20 protein-coding genes are annotated in these 18,999 nt (G+C 41.6%); 12 read left to right on the top strand and 8 right to left on the bottom strand.

The window, feature by feature from the left end:
- Positions 1–91 precede the first annotated feature (91 nt).
- The 7 genes from AC4HAN_RS00305 (at position 92) to radC (ending at position 7,418) form a co-directional block, all read left to right on the top strand.
- Positions 92–1,294, top strand: a complete 1,203-nt coding sequence (locus AC4HAN_RS00305; RefSeq protein WP_491090427.1) for a quaternary amine ABC transporter ATP-binding protein — start codon at positions 92–94, stop codon at positions 1,292–1,294.
- Positions 1,295–1,296: 2 nt separating this feature from the next.
- The gene (locus AC4HAN_RS00310) at positions 1,297–3,027 is read left to right on the top strand and encodes an ABC transporter permease/substrate binding protein (protein ID WP_491090429.1); all 1,731 of its coding nucleotides are present in this window, start codon (positions 1,297–1,299) and stop codon (positions 3,025–3,027) included.
- A gap of 159 nt (positions 3,028–3,186) precedes the next feature.
- Complete coding sequence (locus tag AC4HAN_RS00315; protein ID WP_057490846.1) at positions 3,187–3,519, top strand: putative DNA-binding protein; 333 nt, start codon at positions 3,187–3,189, stop codon at positions 3,517–3,519.
- 35 nt (positions 3,520–3,554) lie between these two features.
- On the top strand, positions 3,555–5,102 hold the full coding sequence (ffh, locus tag AC4HAN_RS00320; protein WP_491090430.1) for a signal recognition particle protein: 1,548 nt from the start codon (positions 3,555–3,557) through the stop codon (positions 5,100–5,102).
- 134 nt (positions 5,103–5,236) lie between these two features.
- A complete protein-coding gene (locus AC4HAN_RS00325; RefSeq protein WP_491090431.1) occupies positions 5,237–5,923 on the top strand; it encodes a SatD family protein in 687 nt (228 codons plus the stop codon).
- Positions 5,910–6,641, top strand: coding sequence for a DUF3307 domain-containing protein (locus AC4HAN_RS00330; protein WP_491090432.1), 732 nt, complete (start codon positions 5,910–5,912; stop codon positions 6,639–6,641). Before AC4HAN_RS00325 ends, AC4HAN_RS00330 begins: the two co-directional genes overlap by 14 nt.
- 96 nt (positions 6,642–6,737) lie before the next feature.
- Positions 6,738–7,418: a RadC family protein gene (radC, locus tag AC4HAN_RS00335; RefSeq protein ID WP_491090433.1), complete on the top strand. Its 681-nt coding sequence runs from the start codon at positions 6,738–6,740 to the stop codon at positions 7,416–7,418.
- Here radC and AC4HAN_RS00340 read toward each other — a convergent pair.
- The 6 genes from AC4HAN_RS00340 to AC4HAN_RS00365 form a co-directional block, all read right to left on the bottom strand.
- Positions 7,415–8,116 carry a gamma-glutamyl-gamma-aminobutyrate hydrolase family protein gene (locus tag AC4HAN_RS00340; RefSeq protein ID WP_491090434.1) on the bottom strand — a complete coding sequence of 234 codons (702 nt, stop codon included), beginning with the start codon at positions 8,114–8,116 and terminating at the stop codon, positions 7,415–7,417. The two genes, radC and AC4HAN_RS00340, sit on opposite strands and share 4 nt — an antisense overlap.
- Before the next feature lie 17 nt (positions 8,117–8,133).
- Entirely contained in the window at positions 8,134–8,787 is a 654-nt protein-coding gene (locus AC4HAN_RS00345; RefSeq protein ID WP_491090435.1) for a redox-sensing transcriptional repressor Rex, read from the bottom strand.
- A 234-nt stretch (positions 8,788–9,021) separates the two neighbouring features.
- Positions 9,022–9,369, bottom strand: a complete 348-nt coding sequence (locus tag AC4HAN_RS00350) for a DUF1831 domain-containing protein (protein ID WP_491090437.1) — start codon at positions 9,367–9,369, stop codon at positions 9,022–9,024.
- A 1-nt stretch (position 9,370) separates the two neighbouring features.
- Entirely contained in the window at positions 9,371–10,486 is a 1,116-nt protein-coding gene (locus tag AC4HAN_RS00355; protein ID WP_491090439.1) for a cysteine desulfurase family protein, read from the bottom strand.
- A 2-nt stretch (positions 10,487–10,488) separates the two neighbouring features.
- Entirely contained in the window at positions 10,489–11,469 is a 981-nt protein-coding gene (locus AC4HAN_RS00360; protein WP_491090441.1) for a ribose-phosphate diphosphokinase, read from the bottom strand.
- A gap of 91 nt (positions 11,470–11,560) precedes the next feature.
- Positions 11,561–12,130 (bottom strand): CYTH domain-containing protein, encoded by a 570-nt coding sequence (locus AC4HAN_RS00365; RefSeq protein ID WP_491090443.1) that lies wholly within the window; start codon positions 12,128–12,130, stop codon positions 11,561–11,563.
- A gap of 95 nt (positions 12,131–12,225) precedes the next feature.
- Here AC4HAN_RS00365 and yjbM point away from each other — a divergent pair, with 95 nt between their 5' ends.
- The 4 genes from yjbM to pta are packed head-to-tail and all read left to right on the top strand — an operon-like array spanning position 12,226 to position 15,594.
- Entirely contained in the window at positions 12,226–12,891 is a 666-nt protein-coding gene (gene yjbM, locus AC4HAN_RS00370; protein WP_491090444.1) for a GTP diphosphokinase, read from the top strand.
- Positions 12,866–13,702, top strand: a complete 837-nt coding sequence (locus AC4HAN_RS00375) for an NAD kinase (protein WP_491090446.1) — start codon at positions 12,866–12,868, stop codon at positions 13,700–13,702. The genes yjbM and AC4HAN_RS00375 overlap by 26 nt, the downstream gene beginning before the upstream one ends.
- Positions 13,699–14,589 (top strand): RluA family pseudouridine synthase, encoded by an 891-nt coding sequence (locus tag AC4HAN_RS00380; RefSeq protein WP_491090447.1) that lies wholly within the window; start codon positions 13,699–13,701, stop codon positions 14,587–14,589. The genes AC4HAN_RS00375 and AC4HAN_RS00380 overlap by 4 nt, the downstream gene beginning before the upstream one ends.
- A gap of 12 nt (positions 14,590–14,601) precedes the next feature.
- Positions 14,602–15,594, top strand: a complete 993-nt coding sequence (pta, locus tag AC4HAN_RS00385; protein WP_491090448.1) for a phosphate acetyltransferase — start codon at positions 14,602–14,604, stop codon at positions 15,592–15,594.
- Between the two features lie 113 nt (positions 15,595–15,707).
- Here pta and AC4HAN_RS00390 read toward each other — a convergent pair whose 3' ends face one another.
- Entirely contained in the window at positions 15,708–17,318 is a 1,611-nt protein-coding gene (locus tag AC4HAN_RS00390) for an ABC transporter permease (RefSeq protein ID WP_491090449.1), read from the bottom strand.
- Complete coding sequence (locus AC4HAN_RS00395; RefSeq protein ID WP_491090450.1) at positions 17,315–18,061, bottom strand: ABC transporter ATP-binding protein; 747 nt, start codon at positions 18,059–18,061, stop codon at positions 17,315–17,317. The genes AC4HAN_RS00390 and AC4HAN_RS00395 overlap by 4 nt, the downstream gene beginning before the upstream one ends.
- A 159-nt stretch (positions 18,062–18,220) precedes the next feature.
- Between AC4HAN_RS00395 and AC4HAN_RS00400 the strand changes: the two genes are divergently transcribed.
- Positions 18,221–18,979 carry an SDR family oxidoreductase gene (locus AC4HAN_RS00400; protein ID WP_491090451.1) on the top strand — a complete coding sequence of 253 codons (759 nt, stop codon included), beginning with the start codon at positions 18,221–18,223 and terminating at the stop codon, positions 18,977–18,979.
- Positions 18,980–18,999: the final 20 nt, after the last annotated feature.

Genomic DNA, 18,999 nt, shown 5'->3' on the forward strand with positions numbered 1-18,999 from the left:
GCCTGCCTTTCTCTTTGACATACTGACCATATAATTATATAATAGTGTGGTCAGTTGATTTTTGGAAATAGATTAGAAATGAGGGATATACTTGAACAAACTTGAAGTCAAGCATCTCACCAAAATTTTTGGTAAAAAGCAAAAAGCAGCGCTTGAGATGATCAAAAAACAAAAAAGCAAGACAGAAATTTTAGAACAAACAGGCGCTACAGTAGGTGTCTATGATGTCAGTTTTGATGTCAAAGAAGGTGAGGTTTTTGTCATTATGGGACTTTCCGGCTCAGGGAAGTCAACCCTGATTCGGCTTTTAAACCGCTTAATTGAACCTTCCTCAGGAGATATCTACATCAACGGCAGTGATATATCTAAGATGAATGCCGAAGAACTCCGTGAAGTCAGACGGCATACACTGAATATGGTGTTCCAAAATTTCGGACTCTTTCCTCACAAAACCATTTTAGAAAACACGGAGTTTGGTTTGGAGCTGAGAGGCGTTCCTAAAGAAGAACGGGTCGAACTGGCTGAACGTGCTCTTGACAATTCGAATCTGCTGGCTTTTAAAGACCAGTATCCGAATCAGCTTTCCGGCGGTATGCAGCAGCGTGTTGGTTTAGCGCGTGCTCTGGCTAATGATCCTGAGATTCTTTTGATGGACGAAGCTTTCTCGGCTTTGGACCCGTTGATCCGTAAGGAAATGCAGGATGAACTGCTGGACTTGCAAGAAAAGGTTCAAAAGACAATTATCTTCATTACTCACGATTTGAATGAAGCGCTGAGAATCGGCGATCGTATTGCCCTGATGAAGGATGGGCAAATCATGCAGATTGGTACCGGTGAAGAAATTTTGACCAAACCGGCTAATGATTTTGTCCGCGAATTTGTTGAAGATGTTGACCGTTCTAAAGTGTTAACAGCTCAAAATATCATGATCAAACCGCTGACAACAGCTATTGAAGTTGACGGTCCTCAGGTGGCTCTGACAAGAATGCACAATGAAGAAGTCAGCATGCTGATGGCTACTGACCGCCGCCGTCAATTGGTAGGATCGGTCACTGCAGAAGCTGCTATCGAAGCAAGACGCAAAGGACTTTCTTTGGCCGATGTCGTTGACCGCGATGTGCGAACAGTTTCTAAAGATACTGTTATTACAGATATTATGCCTCTGATTTATGACTCAGCTGCACCAATCGCAGTTACGGATGATAATAACCGGCTTTTAGGTGTCATTATCAAGGGCCGTGTTATCGAAGCTCTCGCTAACACCAGAGATGATGCAGAAGGAGGGGAAGAATAGTTTTGAATGTACTTTTGATAGGAAAATTACCTGTTGCTGATTGGATTGAAGGATTCACCAACTGGCTGACACACACCTTTTCTGGTTTATTTAACTTAATCCAGTCGGTCGGGAACTTTATCATGGATGGGATTACCAATACCCTGTCATTTATTAATCCTTTGCTCTTAATTGTTTTAGTGACCGCTGCCGCCTTTTTCTTAGCCGGAAAGAAGTGGACACTGCCGTCATTTACCCTGCTCGGCCTGCTCTTTATCTATAATCAAGGCCTGTGGGGAGATTTGATCAATACGTTCACCTTGGTTCTGGTATCCAGTTTTGTTTCCATTGTTATCGGGATTCCTTTGGGAATTTGGATGGCAAAGAATGATACCGTTAAACAAGTGATCAATCCTATTTTGGACTTCATGCAGACCATGCCTGCCTTTGTTTACCTGATACCGGCTGTTGCTTTCTTTGGTATCGGTATTGTTCCGGGGGTATTTGCTTCTGTTATCTTTGCCTTGCCTCCGACTGTTCGGTTTACCAATCTTGCTATTCGCGAAATTCCGACAGAGCTGATTGAAGCAGCGGATGCTTTTGGCAGCACTCCAAGACAAAAATTGTTCAAGGTTGAGCTGCCCTTAGCCAAAAATACAATTATGGCCGGTGTTAACCAGACGATTATGCTGGCGCTTTCCATGGTTGTTACAGGTTCTATGATCGGAGCACCTGGTCTTGGCCGCGGTGTTCTGTCTGCCCTGCAGCATGCTGATATCGGTTCAGGTTTCGTCAATGGACTGGCTTTGGTTATCTTAGCAATTATCATTGACCGCTTCAGTCAGACTGCCAACCAAAAAGTCACAGATGCTAAGAAGAAATCTTCAAAAGCAAATACTTACATTGCTGTCGCAGCTCTTGCATTATTTGTTTTTTCTGCCCTTGCCCGCATATTTGTACAGGGAAACTCAGCAGGTACCGGACAGACAGTCAAGCTGACCTATGTTGAATGGGATTCGGAAGTTGCTTCTACCAACGTATTAGCTCAAGTGCTAAAACAACAAGGCTATAAAGTAGAGATGACGCCGCTTGACAATGCTGTTATGTGGCAGTCAATCGCTAAAGGTGAAACCGATGCTACCGTCAGCGCTTGGCTGCCAAATACGCATGCAGACCAATACAAAAAGTATAAGCAGGATGTTGTTGATCTAGGATCAAATCTTAAAGGTGTTAAGCTGGGTCTTGCTGTACCAACTTATATGAAAAATGTCAACAGCATTGAAGATTTAAGCGACCAAGCCGATAAAAAAATTACAGGTATTGAGCCTGGTGCCGGTATCATGAAGTCTGCTCAAAAGGCGCAAAAAGCCTATAATAATCTGTCTGGCTGGGAAGTTGTGTCTTCTTCAACAGGAGCTATGACGACCAGTTTGGATCAAGCGTATAACAGTAAAAAAGAAATTGTTGTTACCGCTTGGTCGCCTCACTGGATATTTGCCAAGTATAAGTTAAAATACTTAAAAGATCCTGAAAAATCCTTCGGCAGCAGCGAAAGTATTCATTCAATTACCCGCAAGGGACTGAAAAAGGATATGCCTGAGGTCAATAAAATTATCGACAGCTTTAATTGGTCGCAGAGCGATATGGAATCGGTCATGCTCGATATCAGTAACGGTACTTCTCCTGAGAAAGCTGCTAAAAAATGGATAAAAAATCATCCTAAGAAAGTTGCTTCTTGGACAGACAGTAAATAAAGTGATTTGCCGTATATAAAAATATAATGAGGTTAGGAATGAACTGCACTCTCGATCGTTAGATTTTCTGTCTGACTTTTGAGGCGTCGTTCGGCTCTAATCTCATTTTATTTTCTTCACCGGATGATTTTAGGGCTCAAATATGATAAAATAAAGCTTATGGAAATTGAAAAAACCAATCGTATGAATGCCCTTTTTGAGTTTTATGCAGCACTGCTGACAGATAAGCAGATGAACTACATTGAGCTCTATTACGCTGATGATTACAGTCTGGCTGAAATTGCCGAAGAATTCAAGGTCAGCCGCCAGGCAGTCTACGATAATATTAAGCGGACTGAAAAAATTTTAGAGGATTACGAGATGAAACTGCATATGTATTCTGATTATATTGTTCGCAGTGAAATTTTTGATGATCTTTTGGATAAGTATCCCGAGGACGCTTATCTGCAGGAAAAAATTTCTGTTCTCATCAGTATTGACAATCGAGATTAATGTTCTAGTATTTCCAATAATAAGGAGAAAAATAAATGGCTTTTGAAAGTTTAACAGAACGCCTGCAAGGTGTTTTTAAAAATCTACGCGGCAAGAGAAAACTCTCAGAAAAAGATGTTCAGGAAGTCACCAAAGAAATCCGTCTGGCCCTTCTTGAAGCTGACGTTGCTCTTCCGGTTGTAAAAGATTTTATCAAGCGTGTGCGTGAGCGTGCTATCGGGCATGAGGTCATCGATACATTAGATCCGTCGCAGCAGATTATCAAAATTGTTGACGAAGAGCTGACGGCAATTCTGGGATCTGAAACAGCTGAACTTAAAAAGTCTCCTAAGATTCCGACAATCATTATGATGGCCGGACTTCAAGGGGCAGGTAAGACCACCTTTGCCGGAAAACTGGCTAATAAGCTGGTCAAAGAAGAAAATGCCCGGCCGCTGATGATTGCTGCTGATATTTACCGGCCGGCTGCCATTGACCAATTAAAAACGCTCGGTCAGCAAATCAATGTACCTGTTTTTGAAATGGGAACAGATCACACGGCAGTTGAGATTGTAAGGGAAGGTCTGGCTCAGGCTAAAGAAAATCGCAATGACTATGTCTTAATTGATACAGCAGGGCGGCTGCAAATTGATGAAAAGCTTATGGCTGAACTGAGAGATGTCAAAGCCTTGGCCGATCCCAATGAAATTCTCTTAGTTGTCGACAGTATGATCGGGCAGGAAGCTGCCAATGTAGCTCGAGAGTTTAACAATCAGTTGGAAATAACCGGTCTTGTTCTGACTAAGATTGACGGCGATACACGCGGCGGTGCAGCTCTTTCTATCCGGCAAATTACCGGCAAACCGATTAAATTTACAGGTATCGGAGAAAAGATTACTGATATTGAAACCTTCCATCCGGATCGGATGTCTTCGCGTATTCTGGGTATGGGAGACCTTCTGACCCTGATTGAAAAGGCCAGTCAGGACTATGATGAGCAAAAATCAGCAGAACTTGCTGAAAAAATGCGCGAAAACACCTTTGATTTCAATGATTTTATTGATCAGCTGGATCAAGTGCAAAATATGGGCCCGATGGAAGATATTCTTAAAATGATTCCGGGAATGGCTAATAATCCTGCACTTGCTAATGTTAAGGTTGATGAGCGTGATATTGCCAGAAAGCGGGCCATGGTATCATCAATGACTCCTGCTGAACGTGAAAATCCGGATCTTTTGAATCCCAGCCGGCGGCGGCGGATTGCAGCAGGATCGGGCAACACCTTTGTTGATGTTAACAAGTTTATCAAAGACTTCAATCAGGCTAAAAAAATGATGCAGGGCGTTTTGTCTGGCGATATGAATAAAATGATGAAGCAAATGGGTCTTAATCCTAATAATATGCCTAAAAATATGGACGCATCTGCCCTTGACGGAATGATGGGACAGGGCGGAATGCCTGATATGTCAGCTCTCGGCGGCAACATGGACATGGGTCAGATGTTTGGCGGCGGCTTCAAAGGCAAAGTCGGAGAATTTGCCATGAAGCAATCTATGAAAAAGATGGCTAAAAAAATGAAGAAGGCCAAGAAAAGAAGAAGATAGCAGTCACAAGGATTCTTGCCATTTGATAGTGTCTTTGCCGGAATTGTCGCTGAGACAGATATTTTATAAAATTTCCGTTATAATAGACATTTTATAAAATTTCCGTTATAATAGACATTATAAGGAGGGATAAAATGACTCATATCGCGATTATTGGAGATATTATTGCTTCGCGAGAAATAAAAGATCGGCCTGAAAGCCAAGAAAAACTTCAGGAAATTTTAAATCAGATCAATTCCCGCTATCAAGCTGTGCTGGAATCTCCCTTTACCATAACGACAGGGGATGAATTTCAAGCTTTGCTGTGCCCCAATACACAGATTTTCCAGATTATTGATGATATTGCGATGGGATTTCAGCCCTACCAAATCAGGTTTGGAATTGGAGCGGGCAGTATGCTGACAGCTGTTAATCCTAAGCAAAGCATCGGTTCGGACGGTCCGGCCTACTGGCATGCCAGAGCTGCCATTGATTATATCCATGATAAGAACGACTATGGCAGCAATCATTTGGCGGTAGCTCTGGATGATACCTTTGCTGCCCGGCAAATCAATGCTGTCTTAGCTGCCTGTGAATTTATTAAGTCAAAATGGACGGCTACTCAGGCCGATCTGCTTATCGGTCTGCTGCACAAAGGAATTTATGAAGAAAAGTTTTCTCACAAGGAGATGGCCGAGCTGCTTCAGTTAAGCCCGAGCAGTTTTAACAAACGTCTCAAATCCGGCGGTTTAAAAATTTACCTGAGAAATAAAAAAGCAGCTGTCGATTTATTGCTGAATGCTATTGAAACTAAAGGAGAAGCGGCAGATGATTCATTTTAATCTTGTATCTCACTTTCTGTCGCATAACCCTATGCTGACAGTGTTCCTCATTGCCCATTTTTTAGCTGATTTTCAATGGCAAAGCCAAAAAATGGCAGATTTGAAGTCTTATGATTGGCGGTATTTGTGTAAGCATCTTTGCATTGTTGCTCTACCTTTGATTGTTATCAGTCTTTGTGTCCCGCACGCTTTTGCTATGGCACTGCTGGTTTTTGCCAGCCATGCGGTGATTGACAGTGCTAAATTTTTGTTCTATCCTTTTTACCATAAGCGGCAGTTGGATAAGGCTGCTTTTCTTCTTGATCAGGCGATGCATCTTTTGGCGATTACCACGATTTATCTGTTTAGTGAACCGATCACTGTTGAATGGATAAGCGATATGCAGCACAGTCTTAAGCTGATTTTGTTTGTGGTTCTCATTACCAAACCGATTAATATCATCTTTAAGCTGTTTTTCAGCAAGTATCAGGTAAAAAATACCAATGATGATGAAACCATTACAGGAGCAGGGGCAACCATCGGTTTGTTGGAACGTTTGATTATGGGAATATTTCTTCTATTTGGCCAGTTTGCCTCTATCGGTCTGGTTTTTACGGCCAAGTCAATTGCCCGTTATGATAAAATTTCTAAAAATCAGGCTTTTGCAGAATACTATCTCATAGGCTCCCTCTTCAGTATTATCAGTGTTTTGGCAGTCTATGCCCTTTGCCTAATATGATTAAATGGCTTCTACTGGGTATCGGTAGAAGCCGTTTTGATTTTTACTGAGAAAATATCGGAACAAATACGAATAGTAGTAGTGGAGGGTAAATGAATGTACAGTATAGAATTTACAAAAGAAGCTCTGCTGCCGCGGGAGCGCCTGCTGACTTATGGTCCTGAAAGCCTCAGCAATCAGGAGCTGTTGGCGATTATACTAAGGACCGGTAACAGAAAAGACCATGTTTTAAATTTGTCTAACAACATTTTAGAGCGTTTGGACAGCATAGCTGATTTTCGCACCTTATCAATTGAGGAACTGCAGACGATTGCAGGTATCAGTCAGTTGAAGTCAATAGAAATCAAGGCCATTCTGGAATTTTCGAAGAGAATTAATCAATCAGAATATAGTTTTAAAGAACGCATTTTAAGCAGCGAACGCTTAGCAAAAGTTATGATGGCCGAACTGGGCGATAAAAGACAGGAACATCTGGTTGCCATTTATCTGGATACACAGAACCGTATTATCAAAAAGAAAATCATTTTTATCGGCAGCGTCAGGCGTTCTGTTGCCGAACCCAGGGAAATTCTGCACTATGCCTGCAAAAGTATGGCAACCTCGCTTATCGTTGTCCATAACCATCCTTCAGGTTCAACCTATCCCAGTGAAAATGATTTGGCGTTTACAGAAAAAATAAAACGATCCTGTGATGATTTAGGAATCGTTTTTTTGGATCATATTATAGTCGGGAAGAAGGAATATTACAGTTTCCGTGAAGAGACGGATCTTATTTAAAGTTCATTAACGACGTAGTTAAAAAGTTTTTGATCTTCTTCTCGTGACTCAAACAGCAGTTCAGGGTGCCATTGAACCCCCAAAAAATTAATATCGGAATTAGTAGATGTTACTGCTTCAATAGTGTCATCAGCAGGATCATAGGCAATGACTTCTAAGTCATCGGCCAGCCGCTTGATGCTCTGATGATGAAAGGAATTGATAGAGGCAGAAGTACCGTAAATTTTTTCCAAGGCAGTATCAGCCTTTATCAACATGTTTTGGCTGAGATAGTCACTCGGTTCGTCTTGCCAGTGGTCTTCTATATCTTGATTGAGTGTTCCTCCCAAAGCAATATTCATCAGCTGTGTGCCCCTGCAGACAGAGAAAATCGGTTTTTCCTGTTTAATGGCTTCTTCAACAAGAGCAAATTCGAACAAATCACGCGCTAAATAAAAATCATCATCGCTGGTATCCTTATCTTCCCCATAAAAAACAGGGTCGACATTTTGACCGCCTGTTAAAATAAGCTTGTCAACCATGGAAACATAAGATGCGGCAAGATTCGGCTCACTGACAGGAATCACGAGCGGAAGACCGCCGGCCTTCTGTACTCCCTTAACATAGCCGGATGGTGTATAGGACCACAGTATATCAGGAAATTTTGCGTGTGGTCTTTCATTACCCGAAATACCGATAATTGGTCTGGATTTGGTCATAGACCCTCCTTACTTTGTCAATTCTTCGAATTTTTTTCTTGATTCATAAAATATAATAGCGTCTGTAATTCGCTGGTTAAATCAACATACTGAGCAACAACTCCCTTTGGAAGTGACAGGTGAACCGGTGAAAAGCACAAAATTCCTTTGATACCGGCTTCAACCAACGTATCAGCAACTTCCTGGGCTTTGCTGCTGGGAACAGTCAAAATTGCTGTTTTAACATCTGTTCCGGCTAATTTTTCCTTGATACTGGAAATACCGTAAATGGGAACACCGTCATCAGTGAGCTGGCCGACCTGCTCATTGTCGTCGGTGTCAAAAGCCATAGCTATTTTCATCTTATTGCGCTCATGAAAACGATAATGGAGAAGAGCACGGCCGATATTGCCGACCCCGACAAGCAACACATTAGTCGTAGAAGTGTCGTTGAGAATATCTGCAAAAAAATTCATTAATTTTTTGACATCATAGCCAAAACCGCGGCGTCCCAGCTCGCCAAAATAAGAAAAATCACGGCGAACGGTTGCTGAATCAATACCAATCGCTTCAGCAATCTGCTTAGAGCTTGCCTTTTCAATATTTTCCGAATGGAACCGTTTAAAAATACGATAATAAAGTGATAGGCGCTTCGCTGTCGCTTTGGGAATAGATTTGTCAAGAGTAACCATACTTATCTCCTTTGCTATGTACTACTATTTTAAAAAAAGATTGTGAAAATTGCAACATCTTTTCTTTGAAGTTGGCATAAGTTTTTCTTATGAAAGGATCTCAGTTTTACTTATACACGTAAAAAGAAGGAAGCTGGAACTCCGAAAAGCTATCGAAGTTTCAGCCCACCCTCTCCCTTGTTTTATTAAAAATATGTTTTCAGCAGGCAGCAGAAGCACTGTGCTGAAGTCAGCTTAATTTTCCTTTTTCACAAAGATGTCACGCTCAGCCAAACTGTTCATTAAGAAATAAAACTTATCCTGGATGATTTGGTTTTTCTCGGATTTAAAGATATTAACGGGTCGCAGTCCGGATTTGTCTGTAATGGTCAGTTTAAAGCCGGTCAAATCTTTGTTAATGGTAATTTTCAGAGAAAAGCCGTCGCCGCTGTTGGGGACCTTTTCTAAAAGGCGGCTGAGTTCATAATTTCCCAGCTTGTTTTGAGTAAAGGCAGTGTCCCGCAGAGTGAATCTTTTTACGCTGGGACTGATGGTATAGCTGTATTTACAATCAGGTAAATTTACTGTTTTTTCAAAAGCCATTTTATTTTCCTACAATCTCCTTTATTTTTGCAGCTAGAGCTTTGGCCTCATCTGGTTGGTTCAAATCTGAAAAACTGATACGAACAGATTCTTGCAGACGGGGGGACTCCGCTCCGTATTTTGCTGCTAAAACATGACTGGGATCAACAGTGCCGGCTGTGCAGGCAGAACCTGTTGAAATCGCAAAACCAGCCAAATCTAACTGAGTCAGCAGAATTCCGTTGTTATATCCGGGAAATCCGATATTAATCACATAAGGCAGGGCATCTTCGTTTGAATTGAGATAATAATCAACTCCCTCTAAGCCCTCTAAGAGTATCTTTTTGAGCTTGCTGACATCTTCCAGATGTTTTTGTTGATGAGCTTGGGCATCGACTAAAGCCTGCGTCAGACCTGCAATACTGATAAGATTTTCCGTGCTGGCCCGACGTTTTTCCTCCTGTTCACCGCCATGAAGGAGACTGTCAAAATGAAGATCATCAGCATAGAGGATGCCAACTCCTTTAGGACCGTGAAATTTGTGGGCAGAAGCTGACAGAAAATCAATGTTTAAATCCTTAGGATGAATAGGAATCTTGCCTGCAGCTTGGACAGCATCAACATGAAAAACAGCTTGATGGTCTTTAAGAAGGCTGCCGATCTCTTTGATTGGCAGCACATCTCCTGTTTCATTATTAGCAAACATAACCGATACTAAAACAGTGTCCTCACGCAAAGAATCTCTAACCTGCCGGGCAGAAATGCAGCCGTCAACAGGATTCAAATAGGTCACTTCAAAACCGAAACGCTTTTCCAAATAATGAAGACTGTTTAAAACAGAATGATGTTCAATAGCTGTTGAAATAATATGTTTTCCTTGATCCTGATGAGCAAGAGCATAACCTTTGAGTGCAGTGTTGTTGCTTTCTGTTCCGCCGGACGTAAAAATAATATTTCTTGATGGAACCTCAAACACTTGAGCAACACTTTGCCGGCAGCCCCGCAGCACTTTGCCGGCAGCCCTGCCGTAAGAGTGAATGCTGGAAGGATTGCCAAAGGTATCGGTCATCACTTCAGTCATAGCCTGAACAACAGAAGGTGTCAGAGGAGTAGTTGCAGCGTTATCAAAATAAATCAAATTTAGGATTCATCTCCTTTACGGTCATAAGCAAACAAAGGACTGACAGGCCGTCTTTCGTGAATACGGATAATGGCATCTGCAATCAGTTCGCTGGCAGAAAGATAATGCAAATTATCAGGTAACTTTTGATCAGTGTAAACAGAATCTGTAATCAAAATATCTTTAATTGGAGCAGCCTGCAAAATTTCTGTGGCTCCGCTGGCGAACAATCCATGGCTGGCGACAGCATAGATTTCAGTAGCGCCTCCGCGTTCAACGATTTTAGCAGACTCTGCAAATGTTTTTCCGGTATTTAGAATATCATCAATGAGAATGGCTTTCTTGCCTGCAACGTCACCGATAATATAGCCTTCTTCACGCGAGGAATCATCATCCTGAGCGTAATCAATGATAGCAATCGGAGCATCCAAATACTGAGCTAAACTGCGGGCGCGCTTGATGCCTGAATTTTTAGGACTGACAACTACAATGTCCTCCCCATATAAGCCCAATTTAGTATAGTGTTCAGCAAACAAAGGAGTAGTGAACAGATTATCAACCGGAATATCAAAGAAGCCCTGTACCTGAACAGCGTGCAGGTCTAAGGTCAAAACACGGTCAACTCCGGCCTTAACCAGCATATTGGCTACTAATTTAGCAGTAATCGGTTCACGGGCAGCAGCAATGCGGTCCTGACGTGAGTAGCCAAAATAAGGGATAACAACATTGACGCTGTTAGCACTGGCACGTTTGCAGGCATCTACCATAATCAAGAGTTCCCAGAGATGGTCGTTAACAGGGTAGCTGGTAGATTGAATGACATAAATATCATCTCCCCGGACACTTTCTTCGATGTTAATCATAATCTCACCGTCAGAAAACTTGCGAGAAGACAATTTCCCTAACGGTAGTCCGGCAGCCTTAGAAATTTTTTCGGCGATGTCGGTGTTTGACGTTAGGGAAAAAAGTTTAATTTGTTTGTCGGCGTAACGTTCTGCCATGGTATTTTGGTGCTCCTTTACATTAGTATCTTTATTTTACCAAATATTATGAGAAATTTCAGGTGATTTTAATAATTTCTGCTCCTGAACTTTATTTTTTCGGCAGAGTCTGGCTGAAGCGAGCTACCTTGCTTTTGGCGTATTTGAACTGAATACGGTTCGTCTTGAGAAAAGTTTCAAAATCGGCCTTTCCTTTTTGAGCTTGGGAAACTTCCAGTTCGAGTTCATAGTCTTCAATCCCAGCATAACAATTATGATCCAAAGCCATCAGTCCGATCTTAGTGGCAATTTCACGGCGTACTGTTGTCAGACTTCCAAGAACTTTCAAATCATTTAAATCAATACCGGCTTGACAGATTAACTGTTTAATCTCACTGTCCGGGAGCTGTAGCTTGCAGATTATCTTTTCGGCTTCATCCAGCAGCAGCGTGTGATTATACTCCAAATTACCAACTTCTTGAGGTACTTTGAGAGTTAATTCAGCCTTATCAGCAAAGGTTCTGATACGCAGTGACATTTTATTGGCTTTTAAGTCAAAGTTATCCGTATCAAAGTAATAGTTTGTCTGTTTGATTGCTTCAATTTGCGGCATTTGGGCTTTGATACGATCAAATTCTTCTTTGGTCAGCAGCGTCTTATATTCAATTTCGAGATGATTCATTCTTTTTTCCTTTGTTAAGCGTATTATGGTATAATAAGATATTAGTTTAATTCTATAAAAAAGTCTAATTTTTGACAAGGAAGGAGGCAGCGTTTATGGACTGGGAGGAATTTCTGGATCCTTATATTCAGGCAGTAGGAGAATTAAAGATTAAATTCAGAGGAATCCGCAAACAGTTTCGTAAGCAAAACCGCCATTCGCCAATCGAATTTGTGACCGGTCGTGTCAAACCGATTGAAAGCATCAAAGAAAAAATGGCTTTGCGTGGAATAAGGCGGGAAAATCTTGCTCAGGATATGCAGGATATCGCAGGCCTGCGAATCATGGTTCAGTTTGTCGATGACGTTGATGATGTATTGGAGCTTCTGCGTCAGCGCAAAGATATGAAAATCGTTCAGGAAAGGGATTATATCAATAATTTAAAGCCCAGCGGCTACCGGTCCTACCATGTTGTGATTGAGTATCCGGTTGATACCATCAGCGGTCAGAAAATTATCCTCGCTGAGATTCAAATCAGAACACTGGCCATGAATTTTTGGGCGACTATTGAACATTCTCTGAATTATAAATACCATGGAGAATTTCCGGATGATATCAAAAAGCGTTTAGAGCTGACTGCCAAAATTGCTTTTCAGCTGGATGAAGAAATGCGGCAGATCCGCGATGATATTAAAGAAGCTCAGCTATTATTTGATGCGGAAAAAAGAAAACTAAATGATGGTGTAGGAAATAGTGATGACACAGATGAACTTTACCGATAAGATAACGAAAGTTGCCATAATCGCAAATGGAAAATATCAAAGCAAGAGAGTCGCAAGCAAGCTCTTTTCGGCATTAAGAGATGATGATGATTTTTATCTGACTAAGAAAAATCCCGATATCGTTATTACTATCGGCGGAGACGGTATGCTTTTGTCCGCTTTTCACATGTATGAAAAGCATCTGGATACTGTTCGCTTTGTCGGTATCCATACAGGACATTTGGGTTTTTATACGGATTATCGCGATTTTGAAGTTGATAAATTGCTGGATAATCTGCATTCAGATAAGGGGGAGAAAGTTTCTTACCCGATTTTAAAAGTTACGCTTACGTTAAGTGACGGTCGTCAGCTGACTTCCAGGGCTCTTAATGAGGCAACGATTAAAAGATTTGAAAAAACAATGGTCGCAGATGTCATTATTAACCATGTTCAGTTTGAACGCTTTCGCGGAGACGGTATCTCAGTTTCGACACCAACCGGCAGCACTGCCTACAATAAATCTTTAGGCGGAGCTGTCTTGCATCCGACCATCGAAGCATTACAGCTGACAGAAATTTCCAGTCTCAACAACCGTGTTTTCAGAACCTTGGGAAGTTCTATTATTGTTCCTAAGAAGGATAAGATCGAAATTATTCCGAAACGCTTGGGATCCTACATCCTGTCTGTCGATAATAAAACCTATACGCACCGAAATGTTGCTAAGATTGAGTATGAAATTGATCATAAGACAATCAGCTTTGTTGCAACGCCAAGCCATACCAGCTTTTGGGAGCGGGTTAAGGATTCTTTCATCGGAGACTGCGATTCATGAGATTTGAATTTGCTGCCGATCGGCAGACAAAGGTTAAGACATTTTTAAAAGGTCATGACATCTCCAAAGCTTTGCTGGCTAAAATTAAATTCAAGGGCGGTTCTATACTGGTCAACGGCAAAGAAGAAAATGCCATTTATCTGCTCAGCAAGGGCGATCAAGTCGTCATTGATATTCCTGATGAAGAATCTCATGACAGTTTGAAACCAATCAAACACGACCTTAATATTGTTCATGAGGATGAACATTTTTTAATTTTAGATAAACCGGCTGGCTATGCCAGCATTCCCAGCATACTGCATTCAAATACCATGGCCAATTTTGTTAAGGGCTATTATCTGGAAAATAACTACCCAAATAAAAAGATTCACATTGTTACCAGGCTTGATAAGGACACAAGCGGACTCATGCTGTTTGCCAAACACGGTTACGCTCACGCGCGGATGGACAAACAGCTTCAGAGAAAAAGCATCGAAAAACGCTATTATGCCCTGGTATCCGGCCACGGAAAGCTCTCTGAAAAGGGGGAGATTATTGCGCCTATCGCCAGAAATGATAGCAGTATTATTACACGGTGTGTCCATCCTTCCGGCAAATATGCACATACCAGCTATGAAATTATAGCAAGTTATGGAGATGTCCACTTAGTCGATATCCGCCTGCATACCGGCCGCACCCATCAGATACGTGTCCATTTTGCCCATATCGGTTTTCCTCTTTTAGGTGATGATCTGTACGGCGGTGATATGAGTTATGGCCTCAAAAGACAAGCGCTTCACTGTCATTACCTGGCCTTTGAAGATCCTTTTTCAAAAGAACACAAGGAGTACAATAGTTTCTTGACAGATGACTTTGATAGCGTTATCATAGATTTAAAAAATAGATAGAGGGTTTATATAATGAGTATTCGTTCTTTATTTGGCGGTTTGCGGGAAAAAATTGTTGGTAAAAATATCAAAATCGTCTTCCCGGAAGGAAATGATGAGCGCGTTGTGCGTGCAGCTGCCCGCCTTAAATTTGAAGGTTTGGTTGAGCCGATTATTTTGGGAAATGAAGCTGATGTCCGTGGCCTGCTGACAAAACTGGGCTTTGCTGATCAGAATTATACGGTTATCAATCCTGAAGAATATCCCGATTTCGAAAAGATGAAAGAAGAATTTGTGGAAATTCGCAAAGGGAAAGCAACGCTTGAAGATGCTGACAAACTTCTTAAAGACGTTAACTATTTTGGTGTTATGCTGGTCAAGCTGGGCTTAGCTGACGGCATGGTATCAGGGGCTGTTCATTCGACGGCTGATACTGTTCGTCCGGCTCTGCAAATTGTCAAAACCAAACCGGGAATTTCACGGACGTCAGGTGTTTTCCTGATGAACCGCGAAAACACTGAACAGCGTTTAATTTTTGCCGACTGTGCCATCAATATTGATCCTAATGAGCAGGAATTAGCTGAGATTGCTGTCAATACAGCGGATACAGCAAAAATTTTTGACATCGACCCTAAAATCGCTATGCTCAGCTTTTCAACCAAGGGAAGTGCTAAGGCACCTCAGGTGGAAAAAGTTCAAGAAGCAACCCGTATTGCTAAGGAACTTCGTCCGGACATTGCGCTGGACGGCGAACTTCAGTTTGATGCAGCATTTGTGCCTGATACAGCAGCTATCAAAGCGCCGGGCAGTGATGTTGCAGGACATGCCAATGTTTTCATTTTTCCGGATTTGCAATCTGGCAATATCGGCTACAAGATTGCTCAGCGTTTGGGAATGTTTGAAGCTATCGGACCGATTCTGCAGGGGCTTAACAGTCCGGTAAATGATCTTTCGCGAGGCTCCAGTGCTGAGGATATTTATAAACTTGCTATCATTACCGCTGCACAGACTATTGAAAATGATTAATGACATAAAAAGTGAGACAAAGCAGTTGTTTCACTTTTTTTATGTAAGCTTTAATCCATTTTGAGCTTTTAACTGCAAATAAATAAACCACCCGTTTGATGGGTGGCTATGATCTAATCTATTTTTTTCCAAAAGCGCTGCTGAATATAATAATGAAGTATTCCCAATACTGCAAGTGAAAGCAGCGTCAGTCCGATTCCTACTCCTAAAACAGATGTTTTTAAAGAAACGATAACAGCTAAAGCAACTAAGAAACCGCCAAAAATCAAACTGCCAAAAACGATTCCTATATAGAGCCATTGTCCGCCCCCTCTTGAAAACAGCTGTGCTACGTTTTGCCAATTGAGCGTTAAAAGACGGTAGTCGCGCCAATACATCAATTCACCGATAACAACGGTTGACAGTGCCATTCCGAAAAGAAAGCTCAATAGCAAAGCCAAGGGAACTTTCAGTACAGTAAGTCCTAAAACAAAGTAAATCAAAATCGGCAAGCTGAGTTGCATGAAGACAAGGCAGTAGAATTTTTGCCGCAAAAAACGCTTAAAAGAAATGGGTAAGGTTTTTATAAAGGTATAGTTATTTTTTTCTAAGGAAATACCGACTCCCAAAAAGCTGCTGGGGCTGGCAGTGAAATTTCCCAAAATAATACCGATGAGCAGTGCAACACCAAAGAAACGTGAATCAAGGTTTGCCATGAAAGAATCCCCCGAAGAAAGGTTAGGACCGATAAAAGCCACAGCAAAGATTAAGGGCATCAGATAGTTCTGAACAATCAGGGTTGCATCTTTAAGCGTATTTAAATGATGTTTGATCAGTGTTTGTCTGAGGCTGCCGTTGGATGTCTTCTTGGAGATTTTTCTTTCCGCCGGCTGAGTTGTCTGAATGGATAAGAATTGTCTGAAATAATTGGAGATAATGCTGCGCCAAATGAAGACTAAGAGGATAGCAGTTATGGCAATACCCAGCCAAAAGTTTAAGAGACTGGCTGTTGAAAAAGGAGAGCGGATAACATCATAGAATCCTCTAAAATAAGGAAGATCTGCCATTTTAGCGACGCTGCCGCTTTCGTTCACTGAATTGCTGGTAAACTGCAGGTAAAATATAGTCCCCACCGCAGCTACCGTTGAAATGACCATAAGTACTGTCGAAATCGTTTTTTTATGTGAACTTTTGACCAAAACCTGTCCGATAAAATAGATCAAAATAATACTGATTGTATTGATGGCAAGCAGCAAAATCAAAAAATTAATAATAACTGCAGCAGCAGTAACTAGCACAGAGTGGGTAAGCTGCCAGTAAGTAATGGCAAAAAGGGAAACCACCGGCATAAGAAACGGCAGATACCCACCCTGAGAGGAAATGAGTTTAGCAAAATAAACCTCTTTTTCCTTAACCGGCAGCGGAAGATAGAGTTTTGTATCATCGCTATCATAAAAGACAGCAAACAGCATCGAAAATTCTGAAATGACAGCAACAATGCTAAAAAGGGCAACCTGAAAAGAAAAGTATCCGCTCGCTTTAGAATAATCGATAACCAAAAAGAGGCTAAGGTAGATTAATAAAAACAAGACAACCAATAAAATCTGCTGAAACAGAACTGTTTTGTAAGCCGAAAAGTGTTTGTCAGGATACTTTTCCCGTTTTTTCTGTATATTGGTTAAAGCTTGAGGATTAGAATAAAGGATATTGATTTTGATCATTTCCCAGATATTTCTGTAGTTCATAGCTCATCACCTGCCTTTGAGCTGTCTTTGCGTCCGGCTAATTGCAGGTAGATACTTTCTAGGTCTTGATCCGGGTAATTGGCTTTTAATTCATCCAAAGTTCCGACAAAAATGAGTTTTCCCTGACGCAAAATACCAATACGGTCGCAGAGCTGTTCAGCAACAGAGAGAACATGGGTTGAAAAAAGGACAGTATTTCCCTTATGAGCATGCTCTTTCATCATTTCCTTTAAATCAAATGAAGCCTGAGGATCAAGTCCGGTCAGCGGTTCATCTAAAATCCAGATATCAGGGTTAGGAATAAGAGCACCGATAACAACTGCTTTCTGACGCATCCCGTGAGAAAAGCTCTCAATCGTTTCAAAGCGCCGATCAAAAATATCGAAGAGACCGGCCAGCTTAGCAATGCGGTCTTCAGCAGTTTTAGAGTCTACACCATAAATTTTCGCCAAAAACAGCCAGTATTCCTGTGCTGTCAGATTAAGGAAGATGTCAGGAGAATCAGGTACATAGGCGATTCGCCTTTTGATGTCATCACGATGATCTGTCAATTTTAAATCATCAACAAAAATATCACCGTAGCTGGCATTGATAATCGATGTCAGCATATTGATGGTAGTTGTTTTACCCGCACCGTTATGACCGATTAGACCGAAAATTTCACCGTTTTCAATCGTCAGGTTCAAATCGCTCAATGCTCGGGTCTCCCCATATAGTTTGGAAACATGTTCAAATCTAATCATAAAAATCCCTCCTTAATTACAAACTATTATACTACTAAAGTCATACAAACGAAACCCCTATTTTTGAAAAAATGCAGCAAAGATTTCCAAGCACTGATATTTTCCCGGAAAAAAGGTATAATATGCTATGACAAGACAAAAAAATAAAGGAGATTGAAAATGGCAGAAGTAGTATTGATTACAGGCGCTTCAGCGGGATTTGGCAAGTCAATGGCCGAAACCTTCATCCAAGCAGGATATCGTGTTATTGGAGCTGCCAGACGGCTGGAAAAGCTAAATGAGCTTAAAACGGCTTTAGGAGAAAATTTTTATCCCCTGCAGATGGATATGACAGACACAACGTCTATTGATAAGGCTCTGGCAAGTCTCCCACAAGAATGGTCAGACATTGAACTCTTGGTTAACAATGCCGGTTTAGCATTGGGGCTCGATAAAGCTTACGAAGCTAATTTCAAAGACTGGGAGACAATGATTGCTACCAATATTATCGGTTTAACTTATTTGACACGCCAAGTATTGCCGGCTATGGTAGAGCGCAAATCAGGCTATATCATCAACATCGGATCGATTGCCGGAACCTATCCATATCCCGGCGGAAATGTTTACGGGGCCAGCAAAGCCTTTGTCAAACAATTCAGCCTTAATCTCCGGGCAGACTTGGCCGGCACCAAGGTGCGTGTCACCAATATCGAACCCGGTCTTTGCGGCGGAACAGAATTTTCAAATGTGCGCTTTAAAGGGGATGATGAGCGTGCCGATCAGCTCTATCAGGGTGCTCACAGTATTCAGCCGGAGGATATAGCAAATACTGTTCTCTGGGTTTATCAGCAGCCTAAACACGTCAATATTAACCGCATTGAAATGATGCCAACATCACAAAGTTTTGGCCCTCAGCCGGTTGACAGAGATTTGAATTAGAAAGAAGCGTCTTAATCCTT

The organism is Streptococcus sp. ELY_86, assembly GCF_058314495.1.

Bases quoted from the DNA above. Each gene is read 5' to 3' on its own strand.
- AC4HAN_RS00350 (WP_491090437.1), bottom strand. From the start codon at position 9,369: ATGGCTTTTGAAAAAACAGTAAATTTACCTGATTGTAAATACAGCTAT.
- AC4HAN_RS00400 (WP_491090451.1), top strand. From the start codon at position 18,221: ATGGCAGAAGTAGTATTGATTACAGGCGCTTCAGCGGGATTTGGCAAG.
- AC4HAN_RS00375 (WP_491090446.1), top strand. From the start codon at position 12,866: ATGACACAGATGAACTTTACCGATAAGATAACGAAAGTTGCCATAATC.
- AC4HAN_RS00325 (WP_491090431.1), top strand. From the start codon at position 5,237: ATGACTCATATCGCGATTATTGGAGATATTATTGCTTCGCGAGAAATA.
- AC4HAN_RS00315 (WP_057490846.1), top strand. From the start codon at position 3,187: ATGGAAATTGAAAAAACCAATCGTATGAATGCCCTTTTTGAGTTTTAT.
- AC4HAN_RS00340 (WP_491090434.1), bottom strand. From the start codon at position 8,116: ATGACCAAATCCAGACCAATTATCGGTATTTCGGGTAATGAAAGACCA.
- AC4HAN_RS00365 (WP_491090443.1), bottom strand. From the start codon at position 12,130: ATGAATCATCTCGAAATTGAATATAAGACGCTGCTGACCAAAGAAGAA.
- AC4HAN_RS00395 (WP_491090450.1), bottom strand. From the start codon at position 18,061: ATGATTAGATTTGAACATGTTTCCAAACTATATGGGGAGACCCGAGCA.
- AC4HAN_RS00360 (WP_491090441.1), bottom strand. From the start codon at position 11,469: ATGGCAGAACGTTACGCCGACAAACAAATTAAACTTTTTTCCCTAACG.
- radC (WP_491090433.1), top strand. From the start codon at position 6,738: ATGTACAGTATAGAATTTACAAAAGAAGCTCTGCTGCCGCGGGAGCGC.
- AC4HAN_RS00390 (WP_491090449.1), bottom strand. From the start codon at position 17,318: ATGAACTACAGAAATATCTGGGAAATGATCAAAATCAATATCCTTTAT.
- yjbM (WP_491090444.1), top strand. From the start codon at position 12,226: ATGGACTGGGAGGAATTTCTGGATCCTTATATTCAGGCAGTAGGAGAA.
- AC4HAN_RS00345 (WP_491090435.1), bottom strand. From the start codon at position 8,787: ATGGTTACTCTTGACAAATCTATTCCCAAAGCGACAGCGAAGCGCCTA.
- pta (WP_491090448.1), top strand. From the start codon at position 14,602: ATGAGTATTCGTTCTTTATTTGGCGGTTTGCGGGAAAAAATTGTTGGT.
- AC4HAN_RS00380 (WP_491090447.1), top strand. From the start codon at position 13,699: ATGAGATTTGAATTTGCTGCCGATCGGCAGACAAAGGTTAAGACATTT.
- ffh (WP_491090430.1), top strand. From the start codon at position 3,555: ATGGCTTTTGAAAGTTTAACAGAACGCCTGCAAGGTGTTTTTAAAAAT.
- AC4HAN_RS00330 (WP_491090432.1), top strand. From the start codon at position 5,910: ATGATTCATTTTAATCTTGTATCTCACTTTCTGTCGCATAACCCTATG.